Annotated in this window: 28 protein-coding genes and 5 pseudogenes; 19 read left to right on the top strand and 14 right to left on the bottom strand. The window is 38.2% G+C overall.

Going from position 1 to position 26652, the window contains the following annotated elements; genetic code table 11:
- Positions 1–15 precede the first annotated feature (15 nt).
- From ACWYN3_RS35420 to ACWYN3_RS35405, 4 genes and pseudogenes are all read right to left on the bottom strand, one after another.
- Positions 16–320 (bottom strand): annotated as a pseudogene (locus ACWYN3_RS35420) (GNAT family N-acetyltransferase).
- A 47-nt stretch (positions 321–367) separates the two neighbouring features.
- Positions 368–562: a hypothetical protein gene (locus ACWYN3_RS35415; RefSeq protein WP_456218398.1), complete on the bottom strand. Its 195-nt coding sequence runs from the start codon at positions 560–562 to the stop codon at positions 368–370.
- Positions 563–565: 3 nt separating this feature from the next.
- A complete protein-coding gene (locus ACWYN3_RS35410; protein WP_456218397.1) occupies positions 566–1228 on the bottom strand; it encodes an alpha/beta hydrolase family protein in 663 nt (220 codons plus the stop codon).
- Positions 1195–2430 (bottom strand): annotated as a pseudogene (locus ACWYN3_RS35405) (DPP IV N-terminal domain-containing protein). The gene ACWYN3_RS35410 and the pseudogene ACWYN3_RS35405 overlap by 34 nt, the downstream one beginning before the upstream one ends.
- Before the next feature lie 647 nt (positions 2431–3077).
- On the opposite strand from ACWYN3_RS35405, the gene ACWYN3_RS35400 reads away from it, so the two are divergent.
- The 3 genes from ACWYN3_RS35400 to ACWYN3_RS35390 are packed head-to-tail and all read left to right on the top strand — an operon-like array spanning position 3078 to position 5126.
- Entirely contained in the window at positions 3078–3296 is a 219-nt protein-coding gene (locus ACWYN3_RS35400) for a hypothetical protein (RefSeq protein WP_456218396.1), read from the top strand.
- A complete protein-coding gene (locus ACWYN3_RS35395; protein ID WP_456223264.1) occupies positions 3211–4749 on the top strand; it encodes a M13 family metallopeptidase in 1539 nt (512 codons plus the stop codon). Before ACWYN3_RS35400 ends, ACWYN3_RS35395 begins: the two co-directional genes overlap by 86 nt.
- A 23-nt stretch (positions 4750–4772) precedes the next feature.
- The gene (locus ACWYN3_RS35390) at positions 4773–5126 is read left to right on the top strand and encodes a M13-type metalloendopeptidase (RefSeq protein ID WP_456218395.1); all 354 of its coding nucleotides are present in this window, start codon (positions 4773–4775) and stop codon (positions 5124–5126) included.
- A gap of 131 nt (positions 5127–5257) precedes the next feature.
- On the opposite strand, the gene ACWYN3_RS35385 is transcribed toward ACWYN3_RS35390, so the two are convergent.
- A complete protein-coding gene (locus tag ACWYN3_RS35385) occupies positions 5258–6280 on the bottom strand; it encodes a hypothetical protein (RefSeq protein ID WP_456218394.1) in 1023 nt (340 codons plus the stop codon).
- A gap of 75 nt (positions 6281–6355) precedes the next feature.
- Between ACWYN3_RS35385 and mnmD the strand changes: the two genes are divergently transcribed.
- The 4 genes and pseudogenes from mnmD to mazG all read left to right on the top strand — a co-directional run bounded on the left by mnmD (position 6356) and on the right by mazG (position 10268).
- The gene (gene mnmD, locus ACWYN3_RS35380) at positions 6356–7045 is read left to right on the top strand and encodes a tRNA (5-methylaminomethyl-2-thiouridine)(34)-methyltransferase MnmD (protein WP_456218393.1); all 690 of its coding nucleotides are present in this window, start codon (positions 6356–6358) and stop codon (positions 7043–7045) included.
- Between the two features lie 167 nt (positions 7046–7212).
- On the top strand, positions 7213–8169 hold the full coding sequence (locus tag ACWYN3_RS35375) for an aldo/keto reductase (RefSeq protein WP_456218392.1): 957 nt from the start codon (positions 7213–7215) through the stop codon (positions 8167–8169).
- Positions 8170–8261: 92 nt separating this feature from the next.
- Positions 8262–9374 (top strand): AI-2E family transporter, encoded by a 1113-nt coding sequence (locus tag ACWYN3_RS35370; RefSeq protein ID WP_456218391.1) that lies wholly within the window; start codon positions 8262–8264, stop codon positions 9372–9374.
- 88 nt (positions 9375–9462) lie between these two features.
- A pseudogene (gene mazG, locus ACWYN3_RS35365) lies at positions 9463–10268 on the top strand (nucleoside triphosphate pyrophosphohydrolase).
- 79 nt (positions 10269–10347) lie between these two features.
- Here the strand turns inward: mazG and ACWYN3_RS35360 are convergent.
- Genes ACWYN3_RS35360 through ACWYN3_RS35350 form a run of 3 tightly spaced genes read right to left on the bottom strand, consistent with a single transcriptional unit; the run spans position 10348 to position 11666 of the window.
- Positions 10348–10728 (bottom strand): hypothetical protein, encoded by a 381-nt coding sequence (locus ACWYN3_RS35360; protein WP_456218390.1) that lies wholly within the window; start codon positions 10726–10728, stop codon positions 10348–10350.
- Positions 10694–11182, bottom strand: a complete 489-nt coding sequence (locus ACWYN3_RS35355) for a hypothetical protein (protein ID WP_456218389.1) — start codon at positions 11180–11182, stop codon at positions 10694–10696. The genes ACWYN3_RS35360 and ACWYN3_RS35355 overlap by 35 nt, the downstream gene beginning before the upstream one ends.
- Before the next feature lie 28 nt (positions 11183–11210).
- Positions 11211–11666: a DEAD/DEAH box helicase gene (locus ACWYN3_RS35350; protein ID WP_456218388.1), complete on the bottom strand. Its 456-nt coding sequence runs from the start codon at positions 11664–11666 to the stop codon at positions 11211–11213.
- A 181-nt stretch (positions 11667–11847) separates the two neighbouring features.
- Between ACWYN3_RS35350 and ACWYN3_RS35345 the strand changes: the two genes are divergently transcribed.
- From ACWYN3_RS35345 to ACWYN3_RS35330, 4 genes are all read left to right on the top strand, one after another.
- On the top strand, positions 11848–12282 hold the full coding sequence (locus ACWYN3_RS35345; protein ID WP_456218387.1) for a hypothetical protein: 435 nt from the start codon (positions 11848–11850) through the stop codon (positions 12280–12282).
- On the top strand, positions 12210–12857 hold the full coding sequence (locus ACWYN3_RS35340) for a hypothetical protein (RefSeq protein ID WP_456218386.1): 648 nt from the start codon (positions 12210–12212) through the stop codon (positions 12855–12857). The genes ACWYN3_RS35345 and ACWYN3_RS35340 overlap by 73 nt, the downstream gene beginning before the upstream one ends.
- A gap of 50 nt (positions 12858–12907) precedes the next feature.
- Positions 12908–13765: a hypothetical protein gene (locus ACWYN3_RS35335; protein WP_456218385.1), complete on the top strand. Its 858-nt coding sequence runs from the start codon at positions 12908–12910 to the stop codon at positions 13763–13765.
- A 71-nt stretch (positions 13766–13836) separates the two neighbouring features.
- Positions 13837–14271: an alpha/beta hydrolase family protein gene (locus tag ACWYN3_RS35330; protein ID WP_456218384.1), complete on the top strand. Its 435-nt coding sequence runs from the start codon at positions 13837–13839 to the stop codon at positions 14269–14271.
- An 86-nt stretch (positions 14272–14357) separates the two neighbouring features.
- On the opposite strand, the gene ACWYN3_RS35325 is transcribed toward ACWYN3_RS35330, so the two are convergent.
- Positions 14358–15578: an ABC transporter permease gene (locus ACWYN3_RS35325; protein ID WP_456218383.1), complete on the bottom strand. Its 1221-nt coding sequence runs from the start codon at positions 15576–15578 to the stop codon at positions 14358–14360.
- Positions 15579–15718: 140 nt separating this feature from the next.
- Between ACWYN3_RS35325 and ACWYN3_RS35320 the strand changes: the two genes are divergently transcribed.
- Together ACWYN3_RS35320 and ACWYN3_RS35315 are read left to right on the top strand one after the other, a co-directional pair.
- Positions 15719–16870, top strand: a complete 1152-nt coding sequence (locus tag ACWYN3_RS35320) for an exo-beta-N-acetylmuramidase NamZ family protein (RefSeq protein WP_456218382.1) — start codon at positions 15719–15721, stop codon at positions 16868–16870.
- 17 nt (positions 16871–16887) lie between these two features.
- Positions 16888–17100 (top strand): hypothetical protein, encoded by a 213-nt coding sequence (locus ACWYN3_RS35315; protein WP_456218381.1) that lies wholly within the window; start codon positions 16888–16890, stop codon positions 17098–17100.
- 3 nt (positions 17101–17103) lie between these two features.
- Here ACWYN3_RS35315 and ACWYN3_RS35310 read toward each other — a convergent pair whose 3' ends face one another.
- Positions 17104–17655 carry a 5' nucleotidase, NT5C type gene (locus ACWYN3_RS35310; RefSeq protein ID WP_456218380.1) on the bottom strand — a complete coding sequence of 184 codons (552 nt, stop codon included), beginning with the start codon at positions 17653–17655 and terminating at the stop codon, positions 17104–17106.
- A gap of 88 nt (positions 17656–17743) precedes the next feature.
- On the opposite strand from ACWYN3_RS35310, the gene ACWYN3_RS35305 reads away from it, so the two are divergent.
- Complete coding sequence (locus ACWYN3_RS35305) at positions 17744–18493, top strand: DeoR/GlpR family DNA-binding transcription regulator (protein WP_456218379.1); 750 nt, start codon at positions 17744–17746, stop codon at positions 18491–18493.
- 9 nt (positions 18494–18502) lie between these two features.
- Here ACWYN3_RS35305 and ACWYN3_RS35300 read toward each other — a convergent pair whose 3' ends face one another.
- Complete coding sequence (locus tag ACWYN3_RS35300) at positions 18503–19549, bottom strand: DNA topoisomerase IB (protein WP_456218378.1); 1047 nt, start codon at positions 19547–19549, stop codon at positions 18503–18505.
- A 109-nt stretch (positions 19550–19658) separates the two neighbouring features.
- On the opposite strand from ACWYN3_RS35300, the gene fmt reads away from it, so the two are divergent.
- Positions 19659–20567 (top strand): methionyl-tRNA formyltransferase, encoded by a 909-nt coding sequence (fmt, locus tag ACWYN3_RS35295; RefSeq protein WP_456218377.1) that lies wholly within the window; start codon positions 19659–19661, stop codon positions 20565–20567.
- A 7-nt stretch (positions 20568–20574) separates the two neighbouring features.
- Here fmt and ACWYN3_RS35290 read toward each other — a convergent pair whose 3' ends face one another.
- The 3 genes and pseudogenes from ACWYN3_RS35290 to ACWYN3_RS35280 form a co-directional block, all read right to left on the bottom strand.
- Entirely contained in the window at positions 20575–21243 is a 669-nt protein-coding gene (locus ACWYN3_RS35290; protein ID WP_456218376.1) for an aminotransferase class IV, read from the bottom strand.
- On the bottom strand, positions 21206–21418 hold the full coding sequence (locus ACWYN3_RS35285) for a hypothetical protein (protein ID WP_456218375.1): 213 nt from the start codon (positions 21416–21418) through the stop codon (positions 21206–21208). The genes ACWYN3_RS35290 and ACWYN3_RS35285 overlap by 38 nt, the downstream gene beginning before the upstream one ends.
- 7 nt (positions 21419–21425) lie before the next feature.
- Positions 21426–22465, bottom strand: a pseudogene (locus ACWYN3_RS35280) (RluA family pseudouridine synthase).
- Between the two features lie 173 nt (positions 22466–22638).
- Here ACWYN3_RS35280 and ACWYN3_RS35275 point away from each other — a divergent pair.
- The 4 genes and pseudogenes from ACWYN3_RS35275 to lat all read left to right on the top strand — a co-directional run bounded on the left by ACWYN3_RS35275 (position 22639) and on the right by lat (position 26651).
- A complete protein-coding gene (locus ACWYN3_RS35275; RefSeq protein ID WP_456218374.1) occupies positions 22639–23514 on the top strand; it encodes a 1-aminocyclopropane-1-carboxylate deaminase/D-cysteine desulfhydrase in 876 nt (291 codons plus the stop codon).
- A 391-nt stretch (positions 23515–23905) separates the two neighbouring features.
- Positions 23906–24214: a family 20 glycosylhydrolase gene (locus tag ACWYN3_RS35270; RefSeq protein WP_456223263.1), complete on the top strand. Its 309-nt coding sequence runs from the start codon at positions 23906–23908 to the stop codon at positions 24212–24214.
- A 28-nt stretch (positions 24215–24242) separates the two neighbouring features.
- Positions 24243–24410: pseudogene (locus ACWYN3_RS35265) on the top strand (family 20 glycosylhydrolase); the annotation flags it as partial.
- Between the two features lie 909 nt (positions 24411–25319).
- Positions 25320–26651, top strand: coding sequence for an L-lysine 6-transaminase (gene lat, locus ACWYN3_RS35260; RefSeq protein ID WP_456218373.1), 1332 nt, complete (start codon positions 25320–25322; stop codon positions 26649–26651).
- Position 26652 lies beyond the last annotated feature (1 nt).

The raw sequence follows: 26652 nt of genomic DNA, 5'->3' as shown, positions 1-26652 counted from the left end.
TTTAAGGGAAAATATTTAGGCTTTCCACTCTTCGTCCAGAATGGCGTATTCAAAACTGTCCATCCATCCGGTTACTAAAGGCAAAATTTGTCGTTTTCTACCTTCCTGAGTCATTCCGGCTTTTTCCAATACACGGATTGAGGCTAAGTTTTCGACTGCACAACCGGCTTCAATGCGATGTAATTTTAAACGGTCAAACCCCACCTGATGACTGCCCTGATAGCTTCTGTAGCGTATCCCTGATTCCAGAAATCTACATTTATTTTATACCATATTTCTGCACTATTGAATTTAGAAGAGGATAATTTCAAGGAAACCAGTCCGATGAAACCTCCTTTTTCAAACTCAACAGCGAAAGTGTAATTCTTTATCGTTTTTTTTTTTGATGATCGTTAATCCAGCCGTCTACAATTATATTAGTCTCTTCCAGATCTTTAGGGATACCCAATGTATTATACTGATCTGTTTCTGCTAAATGATGCAATACATGAATCGCTTCAAGATCAGCCATTTCTACTAATCTCAGTTTTAATCTTTCTGTAAAAAATTTCAATACTACCATGCTCTATTTAAGATTTTGCATAAAATAATCTGTTACTTTTTGATAAAGATGTGTTCTGTCTTTACCTATTACATTGTGTTCGTGACCTGGATAAATCATATAATCCAGCTGCACATTATTATCTACGGCTTTCTTAACCAGGTCAACAGTATGTTGTTGCAGAACAACATTATCCTGTAATCCATGAATCAGTAATAATTTGCCTTTCAGCTTCTGAATCTGATTGGTCAGATCTGTTGCTGCATAACCTTCCGGATTCTCTGTAGGTGTATCCATATAACGTTCTGTATACATGGCTTCGTAGAAATTCCATTTTGTTACCGCTCCGCCTGCAACCGCAGCTTTGAATACGCCTGGGTGGTTAAGCATAAAATCTACTGTGCCAAATCCACCGAAACTCCATCCAAACAGGCCCATATTTTTTTCATCTGCATAGGATAACCCTTTCAGGTAATCTACAGCTGTCATCATATCTTCCATTTGTACGTCGCCCGCTTTTCTAAACATAGATTGCTCAAATGCTTTTCCGCGGTTATCACTTCCCCTAGTGTCAATCACCATCACGACAAAACCTTGTTCGGCAAGATACTGGAACCAATAATTACCAGAACCGCTATTCCATTGCTCATGAATTAGCTTAGCTGTGCATGCGGGCCACCATACCAATACACTATAACAGGATGTTTTTTGCTGCTGTCCAACTCTACTGGTTTAAACAGGTTACAGTATATCGGATCTCCGGCTTTGCCTTTGATTGTAAAAATGGAAGACTCTCCCAGGTTATAATCTTTTAATGGATTTGCTGATTGAAGCAATTGTTTTTTTATGCCATTTTTCACTTCAATCAGATCAACAGTTCCTGGATTTTTTGTTGAGCTGAACAAGTCAAGAACAGTATTTCCTGAAGTACTTACTTCTGTTTTATGTACAGCAAAACCTGTGGTAATTCTTTTTGATTTACCAGATTTGATATTGACAACATACAGGTTCTTTGTAATTGGTGATTCTTCAGCAGATTCATAAAATAAGTTATCTCCTGCTGCATCAAAACCTTTCACTTCCAGAACTTCCCAATTGCCTTTGGTCAATTGTTTAATCAATTTACCGTTTGTACTATATAAGTATAAGTGGTTCCAGCCATCACGGTTACTCTGCCTCTATATAAATTGCTGCGGATCATTTTTCAAGAATAATACAGGAACTAGTGGCTCTACATATTTAGCATCTCTTTCTTCAAAAAGGGTCTTTATATAATTACCAGTTTGCGCATCAAACTGTTTTAGTTCCATGTGATTTTGCCCACGGTTTAAAACAGCGATATAAATAAATTTATCATCCGGGCTCCAGGCTATATTTGTCAGATACTGTTCTGCGGGCTCCCCGGTTTTAAGATAAATAACGGACTGAGTCTCCGTGTTATAGACACCAACTGTTACCTCATGGATTTTATCTCCTGCCATAGGGTATTTAATATTGATATTTTTTGCCGGACGACTAGTCCAGTCGATAATAGGATAATCTGCAACCATGCTTTGATCCATACGGTAAAAAGCAAGCTGTTTTCCATTATTACTCCAGAAAGTTCCTTTTGAAATACCAAATTCATCTCTGTGTACGGAAGAAGCATAAACGATATTACCCGTCCCGTCAGTGGTTACTTGTTTAGCTGTTTTACCATCGCTCACAAATAGATTATAACGTTCAAGGTAAGCTGTATAGCCCGCAACACTTCTTTCTGCTTTATCCTTACCCGCCAATTGACTATCCATCAGGACAGTAAAAGTGTTTTTCACAGGGTTATAAGCTAAAGCTGAGCCATTCGAATCAATAAGCCAATCCTTCCCTTTATTAAATTCAATAACCGGCATTACTTTTTGAGTAGCCTGCTGTGCTGAACTTAGTTTTTGATTGAGTTGATTTAAAGTCAGAAAAGGCTGATCTTCCTTTCCATCTGCGCTTCCTTTAAACCAAACCGCTTCGTTATTGACCTTTTTGATATATACATACTCTTCTGTTCCATAAAGGAATTGCAGCTTTTCTAATTTTTCAGGAGCAAGTGTAGTGCGTATATTAGACATCGCATCAAGCATACTCAAGCTTTTCTGCTGACCGTTTACAATTCCAGTAGCAGAAAGTAACAAGAAGAGGGGATAAAACTAGTTTCTTCATTTATTTAAATTTAATGGCCAAATATAGCAATTATGGTGCACGGGGGTGAATTTTACCCAATTTGAAATATATTCTGATAATCTAATTTTTCACATCTGCACAATAATAAATGTTAAATTATGTTAATACAGTATCAGTTCATCAGGTTACATTTTATGAAAACGATCAAAGTATTCCTTCTTCCAGGATTAATTATCAAAAAACTGGGATTGACCAAGCTCTACTACTGGTTCAATAAGTAATTCGATTAAGCCCCCCATTCAGTAATATTTTTAATAGAATAAGCTTTTGTAAATCTCATTTGTTATTTTGAGCGCATATACTGCCTCCTTATTAAAAACAAAAGATGAATACAAAACACCTGAAAGGTTATTTTGCCATTTTAGGAATATTAGCAGCAAGCTATTCTTCCTACGCACAAACAGCTCCCAAGAATTTTATAGATCCTGCAAACATGGATCTTACAGTAAGACCCGGAGATAAATTTTTACGAATATGCAAGTGGAAACTGGATCAAAAACAATCCTGTTCCTGCCAAAGAAACACGCTGGGGAAGCTTCAATGAACTAAGAGATTTTAATATTAATGCAGTAAAAAGTGTTGTTGAAAATGCTGCTGCAGATCGCTCTGCTCCTGCTGGTTCTCCAAAAAAACGCGTTGGTGATTTTTACGCAGCTGCGATGGATAGCGTAACCATAGAAAAATTAGGTTATACGCCTATTAAAGCCGATTTGTCAAGAATCAATAAAATTAAAGATATTCAAGGTGTACTGGACGAAGCTATCACTATGCGCACTTCGGGCATCGGTGCTCCGCTATATGGCTTTTATGTTGGACAGGACAGAAAAAATGTAAATAAATATGTTGCACAACTTGGTCAGGGCGGAACGACTTTACCTGATCGTGATTATTACCTGAAAGATGATAGCAGAACATTAAAAATCCGCGAAGCTTATTTAAACTACATGACTACTTTGTTTACGCTGACCGGTAGTTCTGCAACTGACGCGAAACAAAAAGCAAACACCGTACTTTCGATAGAGAAAAAACTTGCTGAGGCTCAGATGTCTCGTCTTGAAATGCGTGATCCTTATAAAACGTATAATAAGTTTACGGTTGCGGATTTCGATAAAACAACCCCAAATATTAACTGGACCGCCACTTTGCCAAAGCTACTGGTCAAAGGACAGGATACTGTTCTGGTTGGATCACCTAAATTCTTTGTCAGTCTGAATGAAATGCTGACATCTGTTCCGGTATCAGACTGGAAGACTTACCTGGAATGGAATATCCTTAAAAATTCGGCATCTAATTTAAGTACTCCTTTTGTGAAAGCAAATTTCGCTTTTAACCAGGCACAAACAGGCCAGAAAGTACAGACACCAAGATGGCAGACGATGTCTTCCAAAACTGATGGATCTATAGGTGAATTACTAGGACAGTTATATGTAGCCAAATATTTCAAACCTGAGGCTAAAGCCCGTAGTATGACAGAACTAATCAAAAATCTGCGTACTGCATTTGAAACCAGAATCAAAGGATTGGAATGGATGAGTGATGTAACTAAAGAAAAAGCTTTAGCCAAACTGAATGCCTTTGTACCTAAAATCGGTTATCCTGATAAATGGAAAACTTATGATGGTTTAAATATTGATCGTAAAACTTATTTTCAGAATCTTAGAAATGTAGGCACGTGGGGATATAATGACATGGTTAGTCAGTTGGGTAAGCCAGTAGATCGTACCAGATTTGGAATGACTCCACCGACAGTGAATGCTTATTATAGCCCTACAATGAATGAAATTGTATTCCCTGCCGGAATTTTACAGTTCCCTTTCTTTGCTGCAAATGCGGATGATGCGATTAACTATGGTGGTATCGGTGCTGTAATTGGTCACGAGATGTCTCATGGTTTTGATGATAGCGGAAGTCAATATGATAAAGATGGTAACCTGCGCAACTGGTGGACAGATCAGGATCGTACTAAATTTGAAGCGAAGCGAAAACAAAAGCTTTAGGTGAGCAATATGATTCATATGCAGTGCTGGACACAATTCATGTGAATGGTAAACTGACTATGGGTGAAAACATTGGTGATTTAGGTGGTTTAAATGCGGCTTATACGGCATTCAAGCTGACTAAACAAGGACAGTCTGAAGAGAAAATTGACGGGTTTACTCCTGATCAGCGTTTCTTCCTTTCATGGGCACAGGTATGGAGAGGTAATATTTTACCAGATAATGCTGCACAGTTAATTAAAACTGACCCGCATTCTCCTGGAGAATTCAGAACTATTGGTGCTCCTGTAAATATGGATGCCTGGTATAAAGCATTTGATGTAAAGCCTGGTGATAAATTATACAAGAAACCTGAAGACAGAATCAGACTCTGGTAATGGTTTGCTAGCAAAAAGCGCCGCTCTGGTTAATTACACTGCCCCCAAATAATGTCTAACTTTTTGGGGGCAGTGTATAATCCCGGAGCGGCGCTTTTTTATGTGTTTTTGTTCAAAAGTCTAAAACCTTGTCAGAACCTGGTTAATACTTTTCTGCCCAGATCAAAGGTCAATCTGAACGCCTGCTGACTACTCATCCGTGATGGCGTATTATGTAAACTAAAAACAAAAGATCCTTTAATATTTTTAAAAATCAGGGGCGTATAGATTAAATCAAGCCTGTTATAAGTTTTATTCTGATAGAAGCCATCTCCGTAATTGATATGAGAACCCTGACCTTTATAAAACTCATCAAATAAAGCAAAACGCCTGTATCCCAGGTAAGCGCTGGCTACAAATCCTTTTGGTGTATTCAGGTCTGTTACATCTCTGATTCTTTCAACAGACATCATAGCTCCAGCTTCAATAGTCAGTGAATCTAATATGGTCCTGTGGCTAAAATCCAGTCCCAATTTCACCTGTAAACCTCCATTATCTTCTATATGATCACCTGCCTGTTCATTCGAGGTATAGGCATTATGCATTAACTGGAAAAAATGAGATACATAAAAAGGCCCTGTAGTAACAGGACGGTATTTACCTGATAGTCCAACTAAAAACTGTTCCCGGTCTGTTGCTGTTTGTTTACTCAGCCAATCAATCCATACAGTCTCCGTGAAATGCTCATTTTTATAGCTCAGTAGCATCCCCTGTACGTTTGGACGATAATAGCGTAAAGTATCATTTAATAAAGCACGGGGATAATCGCTGATTAAACCCTCACGTGAAAATGCACCGAGATTAAAATTCCAGTTCTTGTTTGTATAGTTATAATAAGCAACCGGATCAACTTTCATGAACCGCCTGGAACCAAATTCATGCAATGCGTTTACCCCAACAATAAAATGATTGTTACTGTCAAGATTTAACCCCAGATCAAGAGCCAGTCTTGTACCAGAATAGGTATTAGATCTGGATACATAGTCTTTATACTCTCTGTTATCCATAAAGCCCATGCCATTGAAATGGATATCCAGGCTTCCTTGCGCGAATGCTAATGCTATAGTACTTGAAAATATTGAAACAATAATAATCAGGTAGACTTTTTTAATCATAAAATGTAATTTAACTTGATAATTCGGTGCTAATCTACAAAGCTTGTTTAGAATTTATGTTCTAAATTTGTAGAAATGAATATCATCACCCAAACCGCAGACGGCTCTAACACATTATATAATGAAACCATCGGTGAACATTACCACTCCAAACATGGTGCATTACAGGAAAGTAAACACGTATTTATTGATGCCGGACTAAAACTGGCTGAATTAAATTTCCCCGGGCAAACCATTTCGATACTGGAAATTGGTTTTGGTACAGGTTTAAATTTCCTGCTGACTTCGGCCTATGCCGATGAACAGGGACTTTCACTCAATTACACTGGAATTGAGGCTTATCCTTTAAGTAAGGAAGAGCTTATCTCTACCCAGTACAATCAATATGTCCCTGCTCCGATCTGGAATAGCCTGATGAATGTTTATGCAAATGCATTATGTTCAGCTGCTGCTTTAAATGCAGATCAGGAATTGACTATAGCGCACACGACACTGGATGCTTTTAAATCCGAAAAATTATTTGACCTGGTTTACTTTGATGCGTTCTCTGTACAGCATCAGCCCGAAATGTGGTCAGACGAGATCATTTGCCACGTTTGCTCATTTCTAAAACCAAATGGGATCTTTGTTACCTATGCAATTACAGGAAAATTAAAACGGGCACTAAAAAGCTGCGGTATGAAAATCGAAAAACTTCCTGGTGCACCTGGAAAAAGAGAAATGTTGCGTGCGATTAAAGTTCCGGATGAACAAACAGAGGTTTAATTTACAAAATCCAGACTAAACTTGAACTTCTGCCATTTAAATTTGTTTTTAGCGTAATCTTAAAATTCAGCAGGTTCTTTAATCTGAATCCTGAAAAATCTGTTCTGGAAAACCAATTATGGCGATCCCGAATAAGACAATTTACTACGAAAAGCAAATATTTACAGATGGAAAAAAGAAAATTAGGTAATACAGATTTACTGGTTTCGCCAGTAACTTTTGGGGGAAATGTTTTTGGATGGACGTTAGATGAGAAGAAATCTTTTGAGATTCTTGACGGTTTTATAGCAGCGGGTTTTAATTTTATTGATACTGCGGATGTATATTCCAGATGGGTCCCCGAGAATAAAGGTGGTGAATCTGAAACTATTATTGGGAACTGGATGAAAGCACGCAATAACCGTAGTCAGATTATATTAGCTACCAAAGTAGGTAGTAATATGGACCCAAACGGGGAAAAGTGTCTTTCAAAAAAATATATACTGGAAGAGGTTGATGCTTCGCTGTTAAGGTTAAAAACTGACTATATCGATCTTTATCAAACTCACTATGATGATCCGGTGACTCCGGTACAGGAAACACTGGAAGCTTATGATCAATTGATCAAAGCAGGAAAAGTACGCTGGATTGGTGCGTCAAACCTGAGTCCTGAAAGATTTAAAGAGTCTCTGGAGACCAGTGAACGTCTTACTTTACCAAAATATCAGACTTTTCAGCCTGAATATAATTTATATCAAAGAGAAGGTTTTGAAAAAGAGATGGAACAGATTTGTCTTGACCATCAGATTGGCGTAATCAATTATTATGCTTTAGCCAGTGGGTTCCTTACAGGAAAATACCGTTCTGAAGCTGATCTGAGCAAAAGTCAAAGAGGCAGTACTGTAAAAGAGTATATGAATCCAAGAGGCTTCAAAATTTTAAAAGCGCTGGATGAAGTTTCAGAACAATACAATGCTTCTCTTGCAAGTGTTGCTATAGCCTGGCTAATCGCAAGACCTTCAGTTACCTCGCCGATTGCAAGTGTAACAAGCTTAAAGCAGTTAAAAGACCTGACAAGGGCAGCAGCTTTAAAACTTGACGTAGAGGATATCTCTATTCTGGACGAAGCAAGTGCGTGGAAATAAAGCATTAAAAACAAGATATTTATCATGCCCTGCCAATTATTTTGGCAGGGCATTTGTTTTTAGCAAGACTTTATTATTAAATTCACCTACACATGAAATACATCTCCCCTCCTTTCTATGCCAAACTCGCTTTGGTTTTATTTTCGATTATCTGCCTTGGGTATCTGGCTATTTTAGGCCATAGCCTCCTTGCTCCGTTACTGGCGTCTTTTCTTTTGGCATTGCTTTTATTACCACTGGCAAATTTTCTGGAAAATAAATGGAAGTTTAAAAGGAGTTTAGCCTCGATTGTCTCAGTTGTCCTGATGATTGCTGTAATCTCAAGTATTATGTTCTTTTTAGCCAGCCAATTGAGCGATTTAGGTCAGGACTGGCCTTTATTGAAGCAACAGGCAGTACATTCCTTTGAAGCCCTGCAAGTCTGGGTTTCGCAGAATTTCAATGTAAATGCACATAAACAAATTGATTACCTACAGGAAAGTGCAACCAAGGCCTTAGCCTCAAGTGCTACAGTTGTGGGCGCTACGTTAATGACTTTGTCTTCTACGCTCTTATTCCTGGCTTTCCTTTTACTGTTCACTTTCTTTATTTTAAACTATCGCCGCATCCTTTTCACTTTCCTGATTACCGTTTTTAAGGAAGAACATTCAGAAAAAGTTAAACAAATAGTGGAGCAAATTCAGTACATTATTAAGCGTTACATCCTGGGGCTGTTCCTTCAGATGCTGATCGTTACTGCTTTGACTATTATCGTTTTATCACTATTAGGAGTAAAATACGCGGTGTTACTCGGGCTGATTACAGGGATTTTTAACCTTGTACCTTATCTTGGTATTTTTTCTTCCTTACTGATCAGTGTACTGATTACTTTCGCAACTGCTGGTGCAACCAAGGTTTTGTTCGTGATCATTGCTTATGTAGCTATCCACACCTTAGATGGTAATATCCTGATGCCTCTGGTAGTAGGTTCCAAAGTAAAGATCAATGCATTATTTGCTTTTGTCGGAATTGTTGTTGGGGAAATGATCTGGGGAATTTCAGGTATGTTTTTATGTATTCCATACCTGGCGATGCTGAAAATTATATTTGACCGTGTCGATGAATTAAAGCCCTGGGGTGTTTTACTGGGTGAAGAGGAAAAGCCAAAACGAAAACGAAAGGTATATCGCATCACTAAAAAGATTCAGCTTGAAGAACCCGAATAATACGATATAAAATACTAAAATACCAAACCCATTCTTTTAAATAGGATGGGTTTGGTATTTTAGAGCTTTATATTTCAAACACAAACCCATGCCAAACAACATCCCTCCTGTAACCGCAGCTGATCCTTCTTCTGCCTTTCAAAGGCTATTAACTGTACTTGATACTTTAAGAGCAGAATGTCCGTGGGACAAGAAGCAAACCATGGAAACTTTGCGTCACCTGACGATAGAAGAAACCTACGAGCTATCTGACGCCATTCTGGATGGAGATTTAACGGAAGTCAAAAAAGAATTGGGTGATGTCATGATGCACCTTGTTTTTTATGCGAAGATTGCCTCTGAGACCAATGATTTCACTATAGTGGATGTACTTAATAGTGTCTGTGATAAACTGATTAATCGTCACCCTCATATTTATGGCGACGTAAAAGTACAGGATGAGAATGACGTAAAACGTAACTGGGAACAAATTAAACTTAAGGAAGGCAACAAATCTGTATTAGGTGGTGTTCCGGCTTCACTTCCAGCATTGGTCAAAGCGAGCAGGATTCAGGAAAAAGCCAGAGGAATTGGTTTTGACTGGGAAAACAAGACACAGGTTTGGGAAAAGGTAGAAGAGGAGCTGCAAGAGTTCAAAAACGAATATAACGTGATTGACAATGAAGCAATAGATATTGAAAAAGCTGAATCTGAATTCGGAGATCTGATTTTTTCTTTAGTTAACTATGCGCGTTTCATTGGGATTAACCCCGAAAATGCGTTGGAAAGAACAAATAGAAAATTCATCAAGCGCTTCCAGTATATTGAAAGTAAAGCAAAGGACACCGGAAAGGCATTACAGGATATGACTTTAGCGAAATGGATGTTTACTGGAACGAGGCCAAGAAATTATAGTCCGTAACTAAGCAACATAAAGAAGCCTGTTTATTTGAAATAAACAGGTTTCTTAGTATATTTTGATTCTTAAAAAGGATTAAGAGTGTTTCTTTTTCATGGTCATTTTAGCCTTCTGGCCAATCCCATAATTGTAATTCTTTGAATTACTCTCTTTCTTTTCATGGTAAGCACCGCCGCCTGCTGGTTCATCAGCTTTTAATTTTACAATACGGTTCTTATCCAAACCTTTTGGTCTTAGTGTTTTCTCTACCAAAATCTCTTCAGGTAAATCCATCAGTTCTAATTTCTGACCAATTGATTGTTCAATCTTTTTAACCTGACTTAATTCCATATCAGTAGCAAAAGTAATCGCTACAACTTCTTCTGCATTTTCTTTATTTTTAATGATACGGCTTAAGAAAGTTTCTTTTTCTTCAGGTACATCAAAATGGAAAATAAATGGAATACCATCTACCATCTAAATCAACGGTCGGTCCTTCACCCTGATTGGCTACAACCAGTACTCTTGCTTCGGGAGTTTGTTTGAAATCTTCAAAATCATCAAAACCATTCTCATCGAAATGAAGAGGTCTGAACATCGAGAATTCCATTTCTTTAGGGCTTGCAATACTTATGGCTACTTTCTGGGCAGTCAGTCTTGAATTTACAAAAACTACTACTTTATCGAATACTTCATCATCACGCAGCAAATGACGCAGCAGATTGACTTTAGTTTTATAATTTGGAACCTGGTAAAGCACCTGGGCTACAGTTTCGGTTTGTGTATCACCAAAATCCTCGACTTCAATTACTGTAGGGAAATTCAGGAACTGGTCTGTCATTTTGGTTAACTTTTCATGGATAACCTCAGTGAACACCAAATGCTGACATTTACCAGCACTTCTCGCTAATTCACATACAGGCAATTGCATTCCCTGCTGTACTATCAGCGCAGCATCATCAACAATAAAAGTTTGTAACTAACTTACTTAAGTTTAAACCTAGTTTCAAGTATATTGCTCTTGCTCTTGTTGGCGTAGCAACAACGATGTCTATACCCAAAACCAATTCATTAACTTCGGCTTCAACACCGCCTGTACCATAAAGGCCAACGATGTTAAGATCTCTGTTTTTACTCAAAGAAATAAACTGCTCGATTACCGCAATTGCGCGATCTTTATCAGCCACAAGAATTAACACTTTTGGGGCATCATCTTTCGTATACTTCAAACGCATTAAAACGCCAAGAATATAGGCTGTTGTTTTACCTGATCCTTCAGGACCTACAGCAAGTATATCCTGCCCTCCCAGAATTCTAGACATAGTTTTCGCCTGGATTTCTTTGGGGGTTAAGTACCCGGCATCAGTCATTGCTGTGATCAGGGGCTTACTTAGTTTTAATTTATCTAACGACACAGTATTTCAGTTAAAATTGATATTCGGCCAAATTTACGGAAATAAGCACAATATCCGGTATGATCTGTACGAAACATCAAAAAACACGTCTAAATTCCTATTGTATCAACATTTTGATATGATTAAAGGCCATTGAGAACAGGGATTTCGTAGTTTTACCAGATTATCAAATTCCCTTTATATGAAGAAAACATTCCTGACCTTATTTTTATTCACTGCCTCAGCAGCTGTATTTGCACAAGATGCGGTCAATTACCAGCAGCCTCCAAAAGCAATAGCTGACCTGTTACTTGCAAAACCTATTCCTTCAGTAAGCATAGATGGCAAAGCAGAATGGATGTTATTAAGTACCCCATATTCTTATCCTTCGGTCGAAGAACTGGCAAGACCTGAATTCCGCATTGCAGGATTACGTATCAATCCGGATAATTTTTCGCCAAGCAGAAAGACATTCATCAGCAGCTTTGCTTTAAAAAATATAAAAACAGGAAAAACAGCAACAATTACTGGCCTGCCAAGCCCTCTATTTGCCGCTGATACCACATGGAACCCTGGACAAAACAAGATCTCTTTTTTACACAAACAACTTCAAAAGGTGTTGATTTATATATCATAGACCTTGCGACGTTAAAGGCAGTAAAAGTGAATAAACAACCGTTAAACGTGGTCCTTGGAAAAGGGACTACCTGGATAGACGGAACTACATTACTATATAGAGTTGCAACAAAACCAGCTTCTTCAATTCCTGTTAAGCCATTAATGCCTAAAGGTCCCTCAATACAGGAAAGCCTGGGTAAAGCTGCGCCAAATCCAACTTATCAGGATTTAATCAAAACTCCTTTTGATGAGCAACTATTTGAATTCCTTGCTACTTCACAACTGATACAATATAAAAATGGTGTGCAGACCCCGATTGGTCAGCCGGCTATTTATACAACTATAAAAGTTTCTCCGGATAAAAAATATCTGCTGCAGGAAACAATCAGTAAACCTTTTTCTTACCTGGTTCCCTTCGAGGGATTTCCTTCGACAATAAAAATCACTGACCTGGCAGGTAAATCGATTAAAGTTTTAGCAACCTTCCATCTGCTGAAGGCAGACCATCTGGATATGACAACACTCAAAATATCCCCCGTGACTATGACTGGAGAGACGACGAAGCTGCAACAATTACATGGGCACAACCATTAGACAGCGGACTGATCAAAAAACAAGTTCCTTTCCATGATGCTGTTTATGCGATGAACGCACCTTTCAATGGTCAGGCTAAAGAATTGTTTAAAACACAAACACGCTACCGCAACATCAGATGGGGGAATCCAACGCTTGCCCTTGTTGAAGAAGGACTACGTAGTAAACAAACCATAAAAGTAAGCCGTTATAATCCCGCTACAGGAACAATGGAGACTTTGTATGAGCTAAGCCAGAATGATAAATATAATAATCCCGGGACGCCAGTTACAGAGAAAAATGCGTTTGGACGCCAGGTCGTATTGACAACAGATAACGGAAGTAAGTTATTAATGAACAATGCAGCTGGCTCTTCTCCAAAAGGAGACCTTCCATTCCTTCTTGCTAAATTCGATTTGACTACCAAAAAGAATGAGATTATCTGGCGTAGTGCCGAAGACAGCTATGAATATGTTGTTGATGTACTCGATGCAAATAAATTAGTTTTGCTGACCAGAAAAGAATCACAAAAAGATGTACCTAACTATTTCATCAAAAACCTGGTTCTGAGAATGGCTGATCGTCAGATAACTGATTTCACTAATCCATATTCTGATCTTGCAGGAGTTATTAAGGAGAAAATCTCTTACAAACGTGCAGATGGTGTAGACCTGACGGGTGATTTATATTTACCAAAAGGTTACGATAAAGCTAAAGATGGTCCTTTACCAACACTAATCTGGGCTTATCCAAGAGAATTCAACTCCGCAGCTGATGCTGCACAGATCAGAGGTTCTAAAAACCGTTTTACGGTAATCAAATGGGGCTCTCCTATTTTCTGGGTGACACAAGGCTATGCAGTACTTGACAATGCAGAGATGCCGATTGTAGCGAAAGAAGGAAAAAAAAACCTAATGATACATTTGTAGATCAGCTGAAATTAAATGCTGAAGCGGCTATTAATAAATTAGCAGATCTGGGTATTGGAGACAGGAACAGAATGGCTGTAGGCGGACATAGTTATGGAGCTTTTATGACGGCCAACTTATTAGCACATACCAATCTTTTTAAAGCCGGTATTGCACGTAGTGGTGCTTATAACAGAACCTTAACTCCTTTTGGATTTCAGAACGAAGACCGTACTTACTGGGAAGTTCCACAGTTATATTATGAAATGAGTCCGTTCAGTTATGCTGATAAAATTAAAACACCGCTTTTACTGATTCACGGTGATTCTGATGATAATCAGGGTACATTCCCAATGAACAGTGAACGTTTATTCAACGCGATTAAGGGCTTCGGCGGAACAACAAGATTTGTGTTCTTACCCTATGAAGCACACGGCTACCGCGGCAAAGAAAATATTCTACATACCTTATGGGAAATGAATACGTGGTTAGATAAGTATGTAAAAATGCAAAATAGAAAGGGTTAAATCAGTATATAATTTACTGATGTGTAATAAAAAAGAGCGATGTCTTCCGGAAGACATCGCTCTTTTCTTACACCTATTTTACAGATCTATTTAAATCGTATCGCTTTTAGCGGCGATACCCTGCTAACCAGCAACGAAGGTAAAATCAATACCGTAAAACATATAACAATTGTAGCAGCATTAAGTAGCAGTATATCTGTAAAATGTAACTCTACTGGCACATAAGACAAATAATAAGAACCTTGATTAAGCTTAAAGACATGTGTATACTGCTGTATAAAGGCCAATCCTAATCCAAGGATATTTCCCAATAACAAGCCTATCCCAACCAGGTACAGTGCATTGTATAAAAAAATCTTCATGATACTGTAATCGGTCATCCCAAATGCCTTTAGCATACCAATCATATTTGTCCTTTCCAAAATCATAATCAACAGTGCTGTAATCATATTGATTACCCCTACAATCATCATCAATGAGAGCAACACTCTTGTATTGACATCAAGTAATGATAGCCAGGTAAAAATGTTTGGAAAATACTCTCTTACAGACTCTGATTTCAAATTAATCTCCATAGTCGAGTATATCTTATCAGATGCAGTTTGCAATCGTCCAAAGTCCTTAAGTTTGATTTCTATACCGCCAATCTCGTTGGGCTGCCAGTTATTTAAACGCCTGATGATATTGATATCTCCAAGTACAAAACTTTTATCAATCTCTTCGACTCCTATATTATAGATCCCTACAATCTTGAATGGACGTTTGCGCGGGGGATTTTGTACAAAGTACATGATAAAGTTATCTCCGGTTTTAAGTTTCAGCCGGTTGGCTGTAAAAGAAGAGATTAAAATTTCTTTAGTGGCTTTGGCGCTGTCCGCAAAATTGATAATCCTGCCGCTAACCAGGTGCTTACTGATATAATCCCAGTTATAATTTCCGTCGATACCTTTAAAATTGATACCTTCTACCTCGTCATTTGCCGAAATGATAGCTGGTTTAGTCGCATAAGGCTGAAAATAAGCTATATCTTTATTCTTTTTAAGATCAGACAACGTTTTAGGACTGGCAACAAAAGGGGTGAGTTCAAATGAATTGTTTAAGTCCAGTTTAAAAATCCTGACATCACCAACAAACCCTCTTACTTTTTCCTGTATCTCTGTTTTAAATCCTTTAATAATGGCAACCGAGAGCATCATCACAGCAAGACTGAGCATAACCCCCGCAATAGCAATGCGGACAATTAGCTTAGAAAATGTACGTTCTGATTTAATGGCAATACGCCTGGCTATAAAGTATTCTGTATTCAAAATTTTCGATAAACTTGTAACTTAGCAAAAATGGTTATTTGATTTTGAATTCAACCATAATTAGTAAAAAAAGGTCAATATGAAACTATCCTTCGCAATAATACTTCCAATTTGTCTGGCTATTCTTAGTGTAAAGGCATGTGCCAGTGATAAAACTGCACCAGGGTGAAATTCTGACCGGAGCAGCACAAACTGAAAAATATCTGCCGCTGCTTAAAGGAAAACGGGTAGGAATGGTCGTCAACCCTACTTCAGTAATAGAGAACACTACATCTGTGGATAGTCTTTTACAAAGAGGTATAAAGATTGTTAAAATCTTTGGTCCTGAACACGGGTTCAGAGGGAATGCCAGCGCAGGAATTAAGGTTGCTGATGATATAGATCAGAAAACCGGAATTAAGGCCATTTCATTATATGGTAAACATGAAATTCCTACTCCAGCAGATCTGGCTGACGTAGACATCATGGTTTTTGATATTCAGGATGTTGGCGTACGTTTCTATACTTACATCAATACCTTGCAATATGTAATGCAGGCTTGTGCCGAAAACAATAAAGAGTTAATTATTCTGGACAGACCAAATCCCAACGGATTTTATATAGATGGCCCTATCCTGGATTCAAGGCTCGTATCGGGTATTGGATTAAAACCAATCCCTATTGTACACGGACTTACCGTTGGAGAATATGCACAAATGCTAAATGGTGAAGGCTGGCTGAAAAATAAAGTGAAATGTAAAATCACCATTATTAAGGTTGCTAATTATATTCATGATATGGCATATGATTTACCTGTAAAACCTTCTCCTAACCTAAATACACAGCAATCTATTCTGCTTTATCCCACATTATGCCTTTTTGAAGGTACTTATCTTAGCCAGGGCCGCGGAACTCAGTTTCCTTTTACCGTGTTGGGTGCACCTGCCTTAAAAGGGAAATATAGTTTTTCTTTCACTCCTAAAAGTATCAAAGGAATGGCAGAAACTCCTTTACATCAGGATCAGGCTTGTTACGGTCTGGATCTGAGAAATTATAATATTTCAAACCTTAGGAAGGATAAAGTGTTAAACCTTAACTGGCTTATAGAATTGTACAACGCTTATCCTGATAAAGCTGATTTTTTCAATTTCAAACTAAGCAAGCAGATGAATAACTTTGATAAGCTTGCAGGTGTTTATAGTTTAAAAGAACAAATTATTGCTGGTAAATCTGAAAAAGAAATCAGGGCAAGCTGGGAACCAGGATTAAGTCAGTATAAAAAGATGCGCAAGAAATACTTGCTGTATCCTTAACCTTAAATTGACCATTGATGAATAAGGACCCTAAAAGAAAAAACGAAAAACCAAGCAGCAACTTCCAGGAACTTATTCCTGATGTTGATGAAGGTAATAAAGCGGTAAAAAAACCAGAGGATAAAGATTACACAAAAGACGAACCTCATTTTAAAGATCCTGCAAAAAAGAGAGAACGGGAAGAGCAGCCAGTTGAATCTATTAAAAAAGCACCCAATAAAGGTCTTTAAGATTTAAGCAGCTGAGACTTTTTCTTTTTCAAATAAATCCAATACATCATCCCAGTTCATCACACGGGTATGGTGTAATTGGTTTACATTGTGCGATCCGTTAAACATAATGGGCTTTCCTTTGCAAAAATCCAGGTTTTTACAATGATCATCAATCAGGTAATCAGTATCGATAATACTTTTATCCCCACATAAAACGATATTGGTCCAGTTGATAAACGGGAAATATTCATTTAACCATTCCAGTTTCTCTGATAAACACTGTGGAAATTCTGTTGCGGCAGATACGATGAAAACTTCATAGTCTTCCATTAAAGTCTTTACAGCTTCAATTGCGCCTGGCATTACAGGTATTGTCCTGAAAAACCCAGGAGTATATACATATCTTCTGATTGCAGTTTTATCTGGAAATCCATCTGGTTCCGGCACACCCAATCTTTCTTCTCTTGGAACCATAATTCCATGTTCTTTTTCGTACCAATTCATAAACTGGGCTTCTGTATCGGCAATTACACCATCCATATCGATAGCTATTGTTTTTCTATTTCTATTCATAATTCGTAAGTTATTGCAACAAATATAGCAATACATTGCAACATATTGCAATATTACGCTCGTTTTTATTTGTATATTTGCAACTAAGATGATTAAGGCAGAAAGATTACAACTGATTATTGAGCATATCCGTAAGGAACGAAAAGTTCTTTTAGGGGATTTAAGTATGCTATTAGAGGTATCTGAAGATACCGTAAGACGCGATATTAAAGAGTTATCAGATCAAGGTCTGTTAAAAGCTGTACGTGGCGGTGCAATTTCCCGTTCCTCTATTCCACAGCATTTCCGGGAGAGAGAGCATTACGATCTATCTCATAAAGAAATCATAGCGCAAAAAGCAGTAAAGCTGATTAAAAACGGACAGGTAGTTTTATTTGACTCCGGTACTTCGGTACTTGCAATTGCTACACACTTGCCAAGAGATTTGCAAATTACTGTAGTGACTAATAGTTTTCCTGTGGCCACCGTACTGGAAGATCATCCACTCATAGACGTTATCTTTTTAGGAGGCAGATTAAATAAATCATCTTTTTCCACTACAGGTTTTGAAGTGATTCAAACTATCAGAGGTATCCGTCCTGATATTTGTTTCTTGGGAATTTGCAGTATAGATCTGATTTCGGGAGTTACCGGGAGAGGCTATGAAGATTGTCAGATCAAAAAAGCAATGATTGAAACTTCTAAACAGGTCATCGCCATTGCTACATTCGAAAAACTAGACACAACTGACTCCTACTACATTACCAGTACAAGTGATCTGGACATCATCATTACTGATACTGACCCGAATCACGAAAACCTTAAAAGCTACAGAGATCTGGGAATCAGGCTGGAATAAACAAAATAACTATTTTTTCTGTACTGCCTTCAGAAATTGCATAAGTACCTTTTCATCATTCTCAATCTCTTGAATAGTGCCGGAGCTGCCAACATGTATTTTTTTTAGATATTTTGCCAGCTGGCCATTCTCAAAAGCTTCTAACAACATCGGATAGACATAAGAACTTTTACAGACCGCAGGCGTATTACCCAGCTTACCGGCTACACATTTCAAAACTTCGGTAATGATTTTTTTCTTAGATCGTTCTTCTTCTACATTTCCGGTACAAATAGCCAGTTGTCTTAAAGCCTCAAGCGTCCCACCCCAGGTACGAAAATCTTTAGCAGTAAAGTCACTTCCGGTAATCTCCCTGATATAGTTATTGATCATTCCTGAGTCTATACTTTTATGAACCTCTCCCTCTGTATAATATTGAAATAAATCCTGTCCTGGAATCTCCATGCACCTTTTCACCATTTTTGCCATGTTTCTATCATTCAATGCAACCTCCTGCTTCACCCCTTTCTTACCCACAAATTGTAGCCTGAGTACATTTCCGTTTATTTTAACATGCTTATTCCTCAAGGTAGATAACCCATAACTCCCATAAAGTTCTGCATAGGCCTCATTCCCCACACGAATAAGCGTTTTTTGCATCAGTTGTACACAAATAGCCAAAACTTTCTGCTCATCGTACGTGGGTCTTCTTAAATCTTTAGCGATCCTCTTTCTGGCTTGTGGTAAAACCTTCCCAAACTCCAGTAATCTGTAATATTTAAGATCGGATCTTCTGGACGTCCATTTTGAATGATAACGATACTGCTTACGTTTTGCTACATCAAGCCCGGTTGCCTGTAAATAAGCATTCTTTTTAGCTGCAATCCAGACTTCGGTCCATGCGGGAGGCAAAACCAATGCTTTTATTCTTTCCAGCTGCACTTCATCTTCCACAGGCTGACCATTTAGATCTTCGTAATGAAAGTTCCCTGGTTTACCCCTCCGGTAAAGACCAGGCATACTGTCAGTAACATATACCAAACCAATTTCTTTTATTTCTTCAGGAGTCTGTACCATATAGATTAAGCAAAATATGCATTAACTTTGCTACAGAATGAAGGATGTACAAATCATCACAACGTTCCATAACAACAATAATTATCACGAATAAACCAAACAAACACATATGAAAATAGTTTTCATGGGAACGCCCGATTTTGCCGTTGCTTCTTTAAATGCTTTAGTAGAAGCTGGATTTGAAATCGTCGGTGTCGTTACCGCAGCAGATAAACCAGCAGGAAGAGGTCAGAAATTACAGGAAAGTGCTGTTAAAAAATATGCTGTAGAAAAAGGTTTAAAAGTATTGCAGCCATTAAAATTAAAAGATCCTGAATTCATAGCGGAGCTGAAAGCTTTAAATGCAGATTTACACGTAGTAGTTGCCTTCCGTATGCTTCCGGAAATCGTTTGGAATATGCCAGCTAAAGGCACTATTAATTTACATGGCTCTCTTTTACCGCAATACCGTGGTGCTGCACCAATCAATCATGCGATCATTAACGGGGAAACTGAAAGCGGTGTAACTACTTTCTTTTTGACCCATGAAATTGATACCGGAGACGTTATTTTTTCAGAGAAGGTAGCTATTGCTGAAGACGATTCTGCTGGCGACCTGCATGACAATCTGATGGAAACAGGAGCTGGTTTATTGGTTAAAACAGTAAAAGCTATTGAAGCTGGCAACTATACGGAACAACCTCAGCTATTTTCAGCAGAACTAAAACATGCCCCTAAGATTTTCAAAGAATTCTGTAAAGTAGACTGGAATAATTCTGTAAAAACAATTTATAACCTGATCAGGGGTCTCAGCCCTTATCCTACCGCATTTACTGAACTTAACGAAAAGACTGTAAAAATATTCAAAGCAGGATATGAAGAAACAACCCCTCTGGTGGGCCCTGGAACATTTTTAACCGACGGTAAAACATATCTGAAATTTGCTGCTCAGGATGGCTTTATCACACTGCTGGATCTACAATATGAGGGTAAAAAAAGAATGATGGTTGATGAATTTTTAAGAGGAATGCGTTTATAGCTTTAAGCTATAACGCATTGAGTAAAGAACTTAAAGATTTTGTTACTTCATTAAAATAACGTTTTTTACCATAACCCATCACCCAGCGGATGCCAGATGTCGCGTTAGTAATAAAAACCTCGTCTGCTTCATTTAAGACCTCAGGATTAATCTGAGCTTCGATCACAGGAATCTGGTTAGTTTTAGCCACCTTCATCACGACATTACGCATTACCCCGGCTATACATCCTTCGGAAAGAGCTGGAGTATAAATTTGCTTGTCATAAACAACAAAGACATTCGAGCTGATACTTTCACAAAGAAAACCATGCTGGTTTAAGATAAAAGCTTCATCCAGTCTGTTCTGTTGTTTATATAAACCAGCCATGACATAAAGTAAAGAGTTACTTGTCTTATAAGTTGAAAGTTTGTTAATCGGTTTAGTGATTTCATCATAAACATTGATGATCAGTCCCTTCTTATTGAGTTCATAACCACCCGGGGCCAGCTGCCCGGCTTCCAGGATATACCCCGATTTATTATTATCAGGTGTATACAGTCCTTCACCTTCACGGTAAACAGACAGGCGGAACCGTACATTATCTTTCAGTTTATTTCTTTTACAAAGTTCTGCGGTCTTCTGTTTCAGGAAATAGTCATCAAACAAAATTCCACCGTCCATCTTCAACGCATTCATTCATTCCCGCCTGTAAACGATCAGCATGCAACTCAGCAAACTTCAGTTTGCCGCCAGACATCCGCATAGATTCAAATAGTCCGTCACCATACCTGAAGCCTCTATTTTTGGCTGTCAGGATAGCTTGGTCTACCGCAATGTACTGATCGTTATGTAAAATATATTCTTGTTGCATTAAATTCTTATTGCTGTACGATGTAGTTTCTCCATTTATTAAGTACAGAATCGAAATCAGGAGGCAATGGTGCTTCAAATTCCATGTATTCTTTTGTCGTCGGGTGTATAAAACCTAAAGTCTGAGCATGTAATGCCTGTCTTGGTAACATCTCAAAGCAGTTGGCTACATATTGTTTATACTTTGTAAACGTAGTTCCTTTAAGGATCTTATCTCCGCCGTAATTTGCATCGTTAAATAACGGATGACCAATATGTTGCATATGCGCCCTGATCTGGTGCGTACGTCCCGTTTCAAGCTGACAGCTTATTAAAGTTACGTAACCTAAACGTAACCTAAACGTTCTAAAACTGTATAGTGTGTAACTGACCACTTTCCTTTATCTTCCTCGTCATAAACATCCATGACAATTCTGTTTTTGGCACTGCGGCCGATATATCCAGAAACTGTACCGTTTTCTTTAATATCACCCCAGGCTAATGCAATATATTTTCTGGTGATGCTATGGTCGAAAAACTGTTTAGCAAGTTTAGTCATCGTAATTTCGTTCTTACTGATCAGCAGTAAACCTGAAGTATCTTTATCAATACGGTGTACCAGTCCAGGTCTACCTTCATTACCAGGTAATTGCGGCAATTGCTCAAAGTGAAAAGCCAATGCATTGACAAGTGTACCTGTATAATTGTTAAATCCAGGATGTACAACCATACCTGCAACCTTATTTACGATCAATAAATCGTCATCTTCATAGACAATATCTAATGGAATATCTTCCGGATAAACTTCTGTATCTCTTGGCGGATGAGGGAACACGATAGAGATCTCATCAGCTGGTTTAACTTTATAACTGGGTTTTATTGTTGCTTTATTCACCAGTACGTTACCTGCTTCAATCGCATTTTGTATGCGGTTTCTTGAAGCATTTTCCAGACGTTGCATCAAAAATTTATCTACCCGCAATAAGGACTGTCCTTTATCTACAACAATATTAAAATGTTCGTATAAATCCTGCTCTTCTAATTCCAGTCCGCTGTTATTGTTTTCCATTATTTATTTTATCAAATGTTATGGACAAATACACAGCCTATCTCTCTTTAAGAGAGCAGACCCTATACTAATTCCATTTTACAAAACTAATCTTTAACTATTAGAAAAGTTGACATTTCTGAAAGAAATTAGGCTTTAAGGGCGTAGAATCTATTTTAATTTATATTTGCTTCATGTTTACAGATTTATACAGCCCTTTACAACAATTAAAACATGCTAATTTATCTCAGCTATGGGTTAAAAGAGATGATTTAATTGATCCCTATATTTCGGGAAATAAGTGGCGTAAGCTGAAATATATTTTACAGGACGCCGCTGCAAAGAACAAGAATCACCTGGTTACTTTTGGCGGAGCTTATTCTAATCATCTTGTCGCTACCGCATCCGCAGCTGCGAGATCAGGATTAAAAGCGACAGCTTTTGTAAGAGGAGAAAAGGTAAACAACGAAATGCTGGTACTTTGTTCCCTGTATGGTATGAAATTGATTTTCACCGACAGGGAAGCTTATAAAGACAAACAAGCTTTTTATACTACCTATTTAGCAGAACACCCCGATACCTATTTTATTGACGAAGGCGGAGCTTCTGCCGAAGCAGTGATAGGTTGCGCTGAAATTATTGATGAGCTTCCGCAAGATGCAGCTCATCTCTTTTGTGCAGCAGGAACCGGTACAACGGCGGCAGGTTTACTACAGGGAATTCAAAAAGCGGGTCTGAAAACGAAACTTCATGTGATCCCGGTGTTGAAGGGCGGTGAATTCATCAGGGAAGAAATGAGCAAATATGTTTCTGTAGAAGACGAAAGGTTGATTTTACATACGGACTATCACTTTGGCGGTTATGCAAAAACGAAACCCGAATTACTGAATTTCATGAAGAATTTTATTGCTAAACAAGGAATTCTAATTGACCCTGTCTATACTGCAAAAATGTTCTTTGCTCTTGATGATTTAGCCGGGCGGAGCTATTTCGGCCCAGAGGAAAAAATTGTAGCTTTACATACAGGAGGATTACTCGGGATCATGGGGATGAAGGATAAATTCGACTAACAAGCCTAACCAAATGAAATATACACGATACCTCCTGTTGCTATCCTTTATCATTCTGTTCTCTCAATTACTCTTTGCTCAGGATTCTCTGTTTATCATTCCAAAACCTCTCATACAAATTACAAAACCAGGATTTTAAGCCTACCCCGTTCAGGAAAAAGTCTTTGTTAGCAAAACATTTCTGGCAGCATCCAATTTACTGCATGAGCATCCTTTCATACATTTCAAAACAGCGACCCTGCTGACCAAAGGAAAACCGATCCCTAAACAGAGAGTTATACTATTGCTGGCGGCTCCAAAAGACCCTATGCCTCAGGATGGTCACCGGCTGCAGGTAGAAACCCAAAGAATTACCATTACTGCACATAACTACGCAGCTATTCTCAATTGAATTTCAACCTTAAGACAGATAGCTTATACGCGAAAAAACGGCAACAAAATTCCTGCGGTCCTCATTGAAGACAGCCCGGCATTTGGCTCTCGCGGATTGATGATAGACGTTTCCCGTCACTTTTTCCCAATCAGTTTTCTAAAAAAATATATCGATATTATGTCTTTATATAAACTGAACACCTTTCACTGGCATTTAACTGATGGCGCAGGCTGGAGATTAAAAAACATCCTGAACTCACCCAAAAAGCAGCATGAAGAACACACCATAACTGGAAAGACTGGTGGAATAATGGACGCCAGTATGTAAACATGGGCGAACCACAGATGCCAATGGTGGATTTTACACCCGGGAACAGGCAAGAGATCTGGTTAAGTACGCTGCAAAAAGAGGGGTTACTATTATTCTTCAAATTAAAATGCCAGGGCATAGTGAAGAGGTATTAGCTGTTTATCCAAATTTATCCTGCTCTGGTTTATCTTATAAAAATTCAGACACGTGCTAGGTATTCAGGCGAATCCATTTCTAAAGACGGTAAAGATTTCAAAACCATCAGAAAAATAGATAATGATGTTCCTGCTACAGATTCGTCATTAAGATTCAAGACTTTTGATTTAGGTCTAAAGGGAGTATCCACACGCTTTATACGGATAACAGGAAAGAATGAAACGACTGGTTTTGTATTCAGCGATGAAGTAGCCGTTTACTAGGAACTTATTTTGGAATTCGTTTAGCAGCCTTCCCTGCCAATATCTATTCAGGCATGATTTATGTAAAGACAAAAAAAACACTATGCTAAAGATGATCACAAAAACAACATTACTCAGTCTAACATTTGCCATGTTCTGTACACTAACTAACATTCGCTCAGTCAACAGCGAAACCATCTCCAAAAGCACTTGGTGGAGACCGGGATAAACATGGTTGTATTGGTTCGGCCGGTTATACGTTCTCTGTTATAAAAAATGACTGCGTAAGGCTTTTCGAACAAAAGATCCAATTAAAAGAGGTTAATCCTAAAGGCTCTTATACTTCAAATGCGACGGTCATTTTTAGTTCAGACAACAAAAAAGCAGAGCTATTTGTTCCGCATTCAAAATCGAGCATTATACTCAACAGGACGGGTGATAAAGTGAATGCTGTATGGAAAAAAGGCAAATTTTATCTTTCTCAAAAAGACAATAATTACAGTTTAAAAGAATCAAATAAAGTGACCTATACACAGGTACAACTGTAATAAAAAGAAGAAACACATGAAATTAAAATGTCATCTTCCGTCAAAATTCAAAAATTAAAACCAAAACCATAGTTTAAACACTTTAAACCATGGTTTTGGTTTTTTACTCAAAATATGGCCCCTACTTGTTATTTAGGCGCATTTTGCTAAATTTGGATAAACCAAAATATAAGAATTATGTACCAACTTACTGTAGCTCCTGAGCAGGTCAATGAGATTTTAAGTCAGCATGTTTTAGCAGATGGATATGATTTGACCTACGACATGGGACAAAGCCAGGGAGCATATATTTACGACTCAAAGTACAAGCGGACATTACTGGATTTCTTTACTTGTTTCGCATCTGTTCCTCTTGGATACAATCATCCGAAAATGGTTAATGATGCCGCCTTTAAACAAAATCTGTTGCAAGCTGCAATGGCTAACCCTTCAAATTCGGATGTATATACACAGCAGTATGCAGAATTTGTAAAAACTTTTGGCGCGATAGGCATCCCTTCTTATCTTCCTCATGCTTTCTTTATAGCAGGCGGTGGGTTAGCTGTTGAAAATGCGATTAAAGTTGCGATGGACTGGAAAGTTCAGAAAAACTTTTCCAAAGGATATAAAGAAGAAAAAGGATTTAAAGTACTCCATTTCGAAAAAGCCTTCCATGGTAGAACCGGCTATACTTTAAGCTTAACAAATACATTGCCTGATAAAACCAAATGGTTCGCCAAGTTTGACTGGCCAAGGGTTTCTGTCCCTACGGTAAAGTTTCCGTTGGAGAATGATAATTTAGCTACGGCAATCAGTACTGAAGAAATATCAATCGCCCAGATTAAGCAAGCATTTGCTGATCATAAAGATGATATCTGTGCAATCATTATCGAACCCATTCAATCTGAAGGTGGTGATAACCATTTACGCGAAGAGTTCTTAATTCAACTCCGCAGCATTGCTGATGAAAATGATGCTTTCCTGATTTATGATGAGGTACAAACTGGTGTCGGATTAACTGGTAAATTCTGGTGTCACCAGCATTATAGTGAGAAAGCCCGTCCAGATATTATTGCCTTCGGTAAAAAAATGCAGGTATGCGGCATATTAGTAGGAAAAAAGGTTGATGAAGTTGAAAACAATGTTTTCCGTGTTCCATCAAGAATCAATTCTACATGGGGCGGTAATCTGGTTGACATGGTTAGATCAACACAAATCCTCCAAATCATTGAAGAGGATAAACTATGCGACCATGCTGCTCAAATCGGCGGATATCTGAAAGAAAATCTGGATGGATTAGCTAAGAAATACGATAAAGTAAGTAACGTACGTGGTAAAGGATTACTATGTGCTTTTGATTTCCCTAGCGGAGAGATGCGTAACGCATTTATTCAAAAAGGTATGGAAAACAATGTAATGTTCCTGGGTTGCGGCCCGCAAACTGTTCGTTTCCGTCCTGCGCTGATTATTGAGAAAAACCATATTGATCAGGGCCTGGACGTCATGCACAAAATACTAGCTGATCTATAAA

This window comes from Pedobacter sp. NJ-S-72 (genome assembly GCF_053890575.1).
This window is presented reverse-complemented; position numbering and strand designations above follow the sequence as displayed.

What these genes read in the sequence shown, in the direction of transcription:
- ACWYN3_RS35335 (WP_456218385.1), top strand. Translation starts at nt 12,908, where the DNA reads ATGAACGCACCTTTCAATGGTCAGGCTAAAGAATTGTTTAAAACACAA.
- ACWYN3_RS35345 (WP_456218387.1), top strand. Translation starts at nt 11,848, where the DNA reads ATGAAGAAAACATTCCTGACCTTATTTTTATTCACTGCCTCAGCAGCT.
- ACWYN3_RS35370 (WP_456218391.1), top strand. Translation starts at nt 8,262, where the DNA reads ATGAAATACATCTCCCCTCCTTTCTATGCCAAACTCGCTTTGGTTTTA.
- mnmD (WP_456218393.1), top strand. Translation starts at nt 6,356, where the DNA reads ATGAATATCATCACCCAAACCGCAGACGGCTCTAACACATTATATAAT.
- ACWYN3_RS35340 (WP_456218386.1), top strand. Translation starts at nt 12,210, where the DNA reads ATGGAACCCTGGACAAAACAAGATCTCTTTTTTACACAAACAACTTCA.
- ACWYN3_RS35310 (WP_456218380.1), bottom strand. Translation starts at nt 17,655, where the DNA reads ATGAATAGAAATAGAAAAACAATAGCTATCGATATGGATGGTGTAATT.
- fmt (WP_456218377.1), top strand. Translation starts at nt 19,659, where the DNA reads ATGAAAATAGTTTTCATGGGAACGCCCGATTTTGCCGTTGCTTCTTTA.
- ACWYN3_RS35330 (WP_456218384.1), top strand. Translation starts at nt 13,837, where the DNA reads ATGGCTGTAGGCGGACATAGTTATGGAGCTTTTATGACGGCCAACTTA.
- ACWYN3_RS35315 (WP_456218381.1), top strand. Translation starts at nt 16,888, where the DNA reads ATGAATAAGGACCCTAAAAGAAAAAACGAAAAACCAAGCAGCAACTTC.
- ACWYN3_RS35275 (WP_456218374.1), top strand. Translation starts at nt 22,639, where the DNA reads ATGTTTACAGATTTATACAGCCCTTTACAACAATTAAAACATGCTAAT.
- ACWYN3_RS35305 (WP_456218379.1), top strand. Translation starts at nt 17,744, where the DNA reads ATGATTAAGGCAGAAAGATTACAACTGATTATTGAGCATATCCGTAAG.
- ACWYN3_RS35375 (WP_456218392.1), top strand. Translation starts at nt 7,213, where the DNA reads ATGGAAAAAAGAAAATTAGGTAATACAGATTTACTGGTTTCGCCAGTA.
- ACWYN3_RS35285 (WP_456218375.1), bottom strand. Translation starts at nt 21,418, where the DNA reads ATGCAACAAGAATATATTTTACATAACGATCAGTACATTGCGGTAGAC.
- ACWYN3_RS35385 (WP_456218394.1), bottom strand. Translation starts at nt 6,280, where the DNA reads ATGATTAAAAAAGTCTACCTGATTATTATTGTTTCAATATTTTCAAGT.
- ACWYN3_RS35300 (WP_456218378.1), bottom strand. Translation starts at nt 19,549, where the DNA reads ATGGTACAGACTCCTGAAGAAATAAAAGAAATTGGTTTGGTATATGTT.
- ACWYN3_RS35290 (WP_456218376.1), bottom strand. Translation starts at nt 21,243, where the DNA reads ATGAATGCGTTGAAGATGGACGGTGGAATTTTGTTTGATGACTATTTC.
- ACWYN3_RS35355 (WP_456218389.1), bottom strand. Translation starts at nt 11,182, where the DNA reads ATGCAATTGCCTGTATGTGAATTAGCGAGAAGTGCTGGTAAATGTCAG.
- lat (WP_456218373.1), top strand. Translation starts at nt 25,320, where the DNA reads ATGTACCAACTTACTGTAGCTCCTGAGCAGGTCAATGAGATTTTAAGT.
- ACWYN3_RS35415 (WP_456218398.1), bottom strand. Translation starts at nt 562, where the DNA reads ATGGTAGTATTGAAATTTTTTACAGAAAGATTAAAACTGAGATTAGTA.
- ACWYN3_RS35400 (WP_456218396.1), top strand. Translation starts at nt 3,078, where the DNA reads ATGAATACAAAACACCTGAAAGGTTATTTTGCCATTTTAGGAATATTA.
- ACWYN3_RS35360 (WP_456218390.1), bottom strand. Translation starts at nt 10,728, where the DNA reads ATGGTAGATGGTATTCCATTTATTTTCCATTTTGATGTACCTGAAGAA.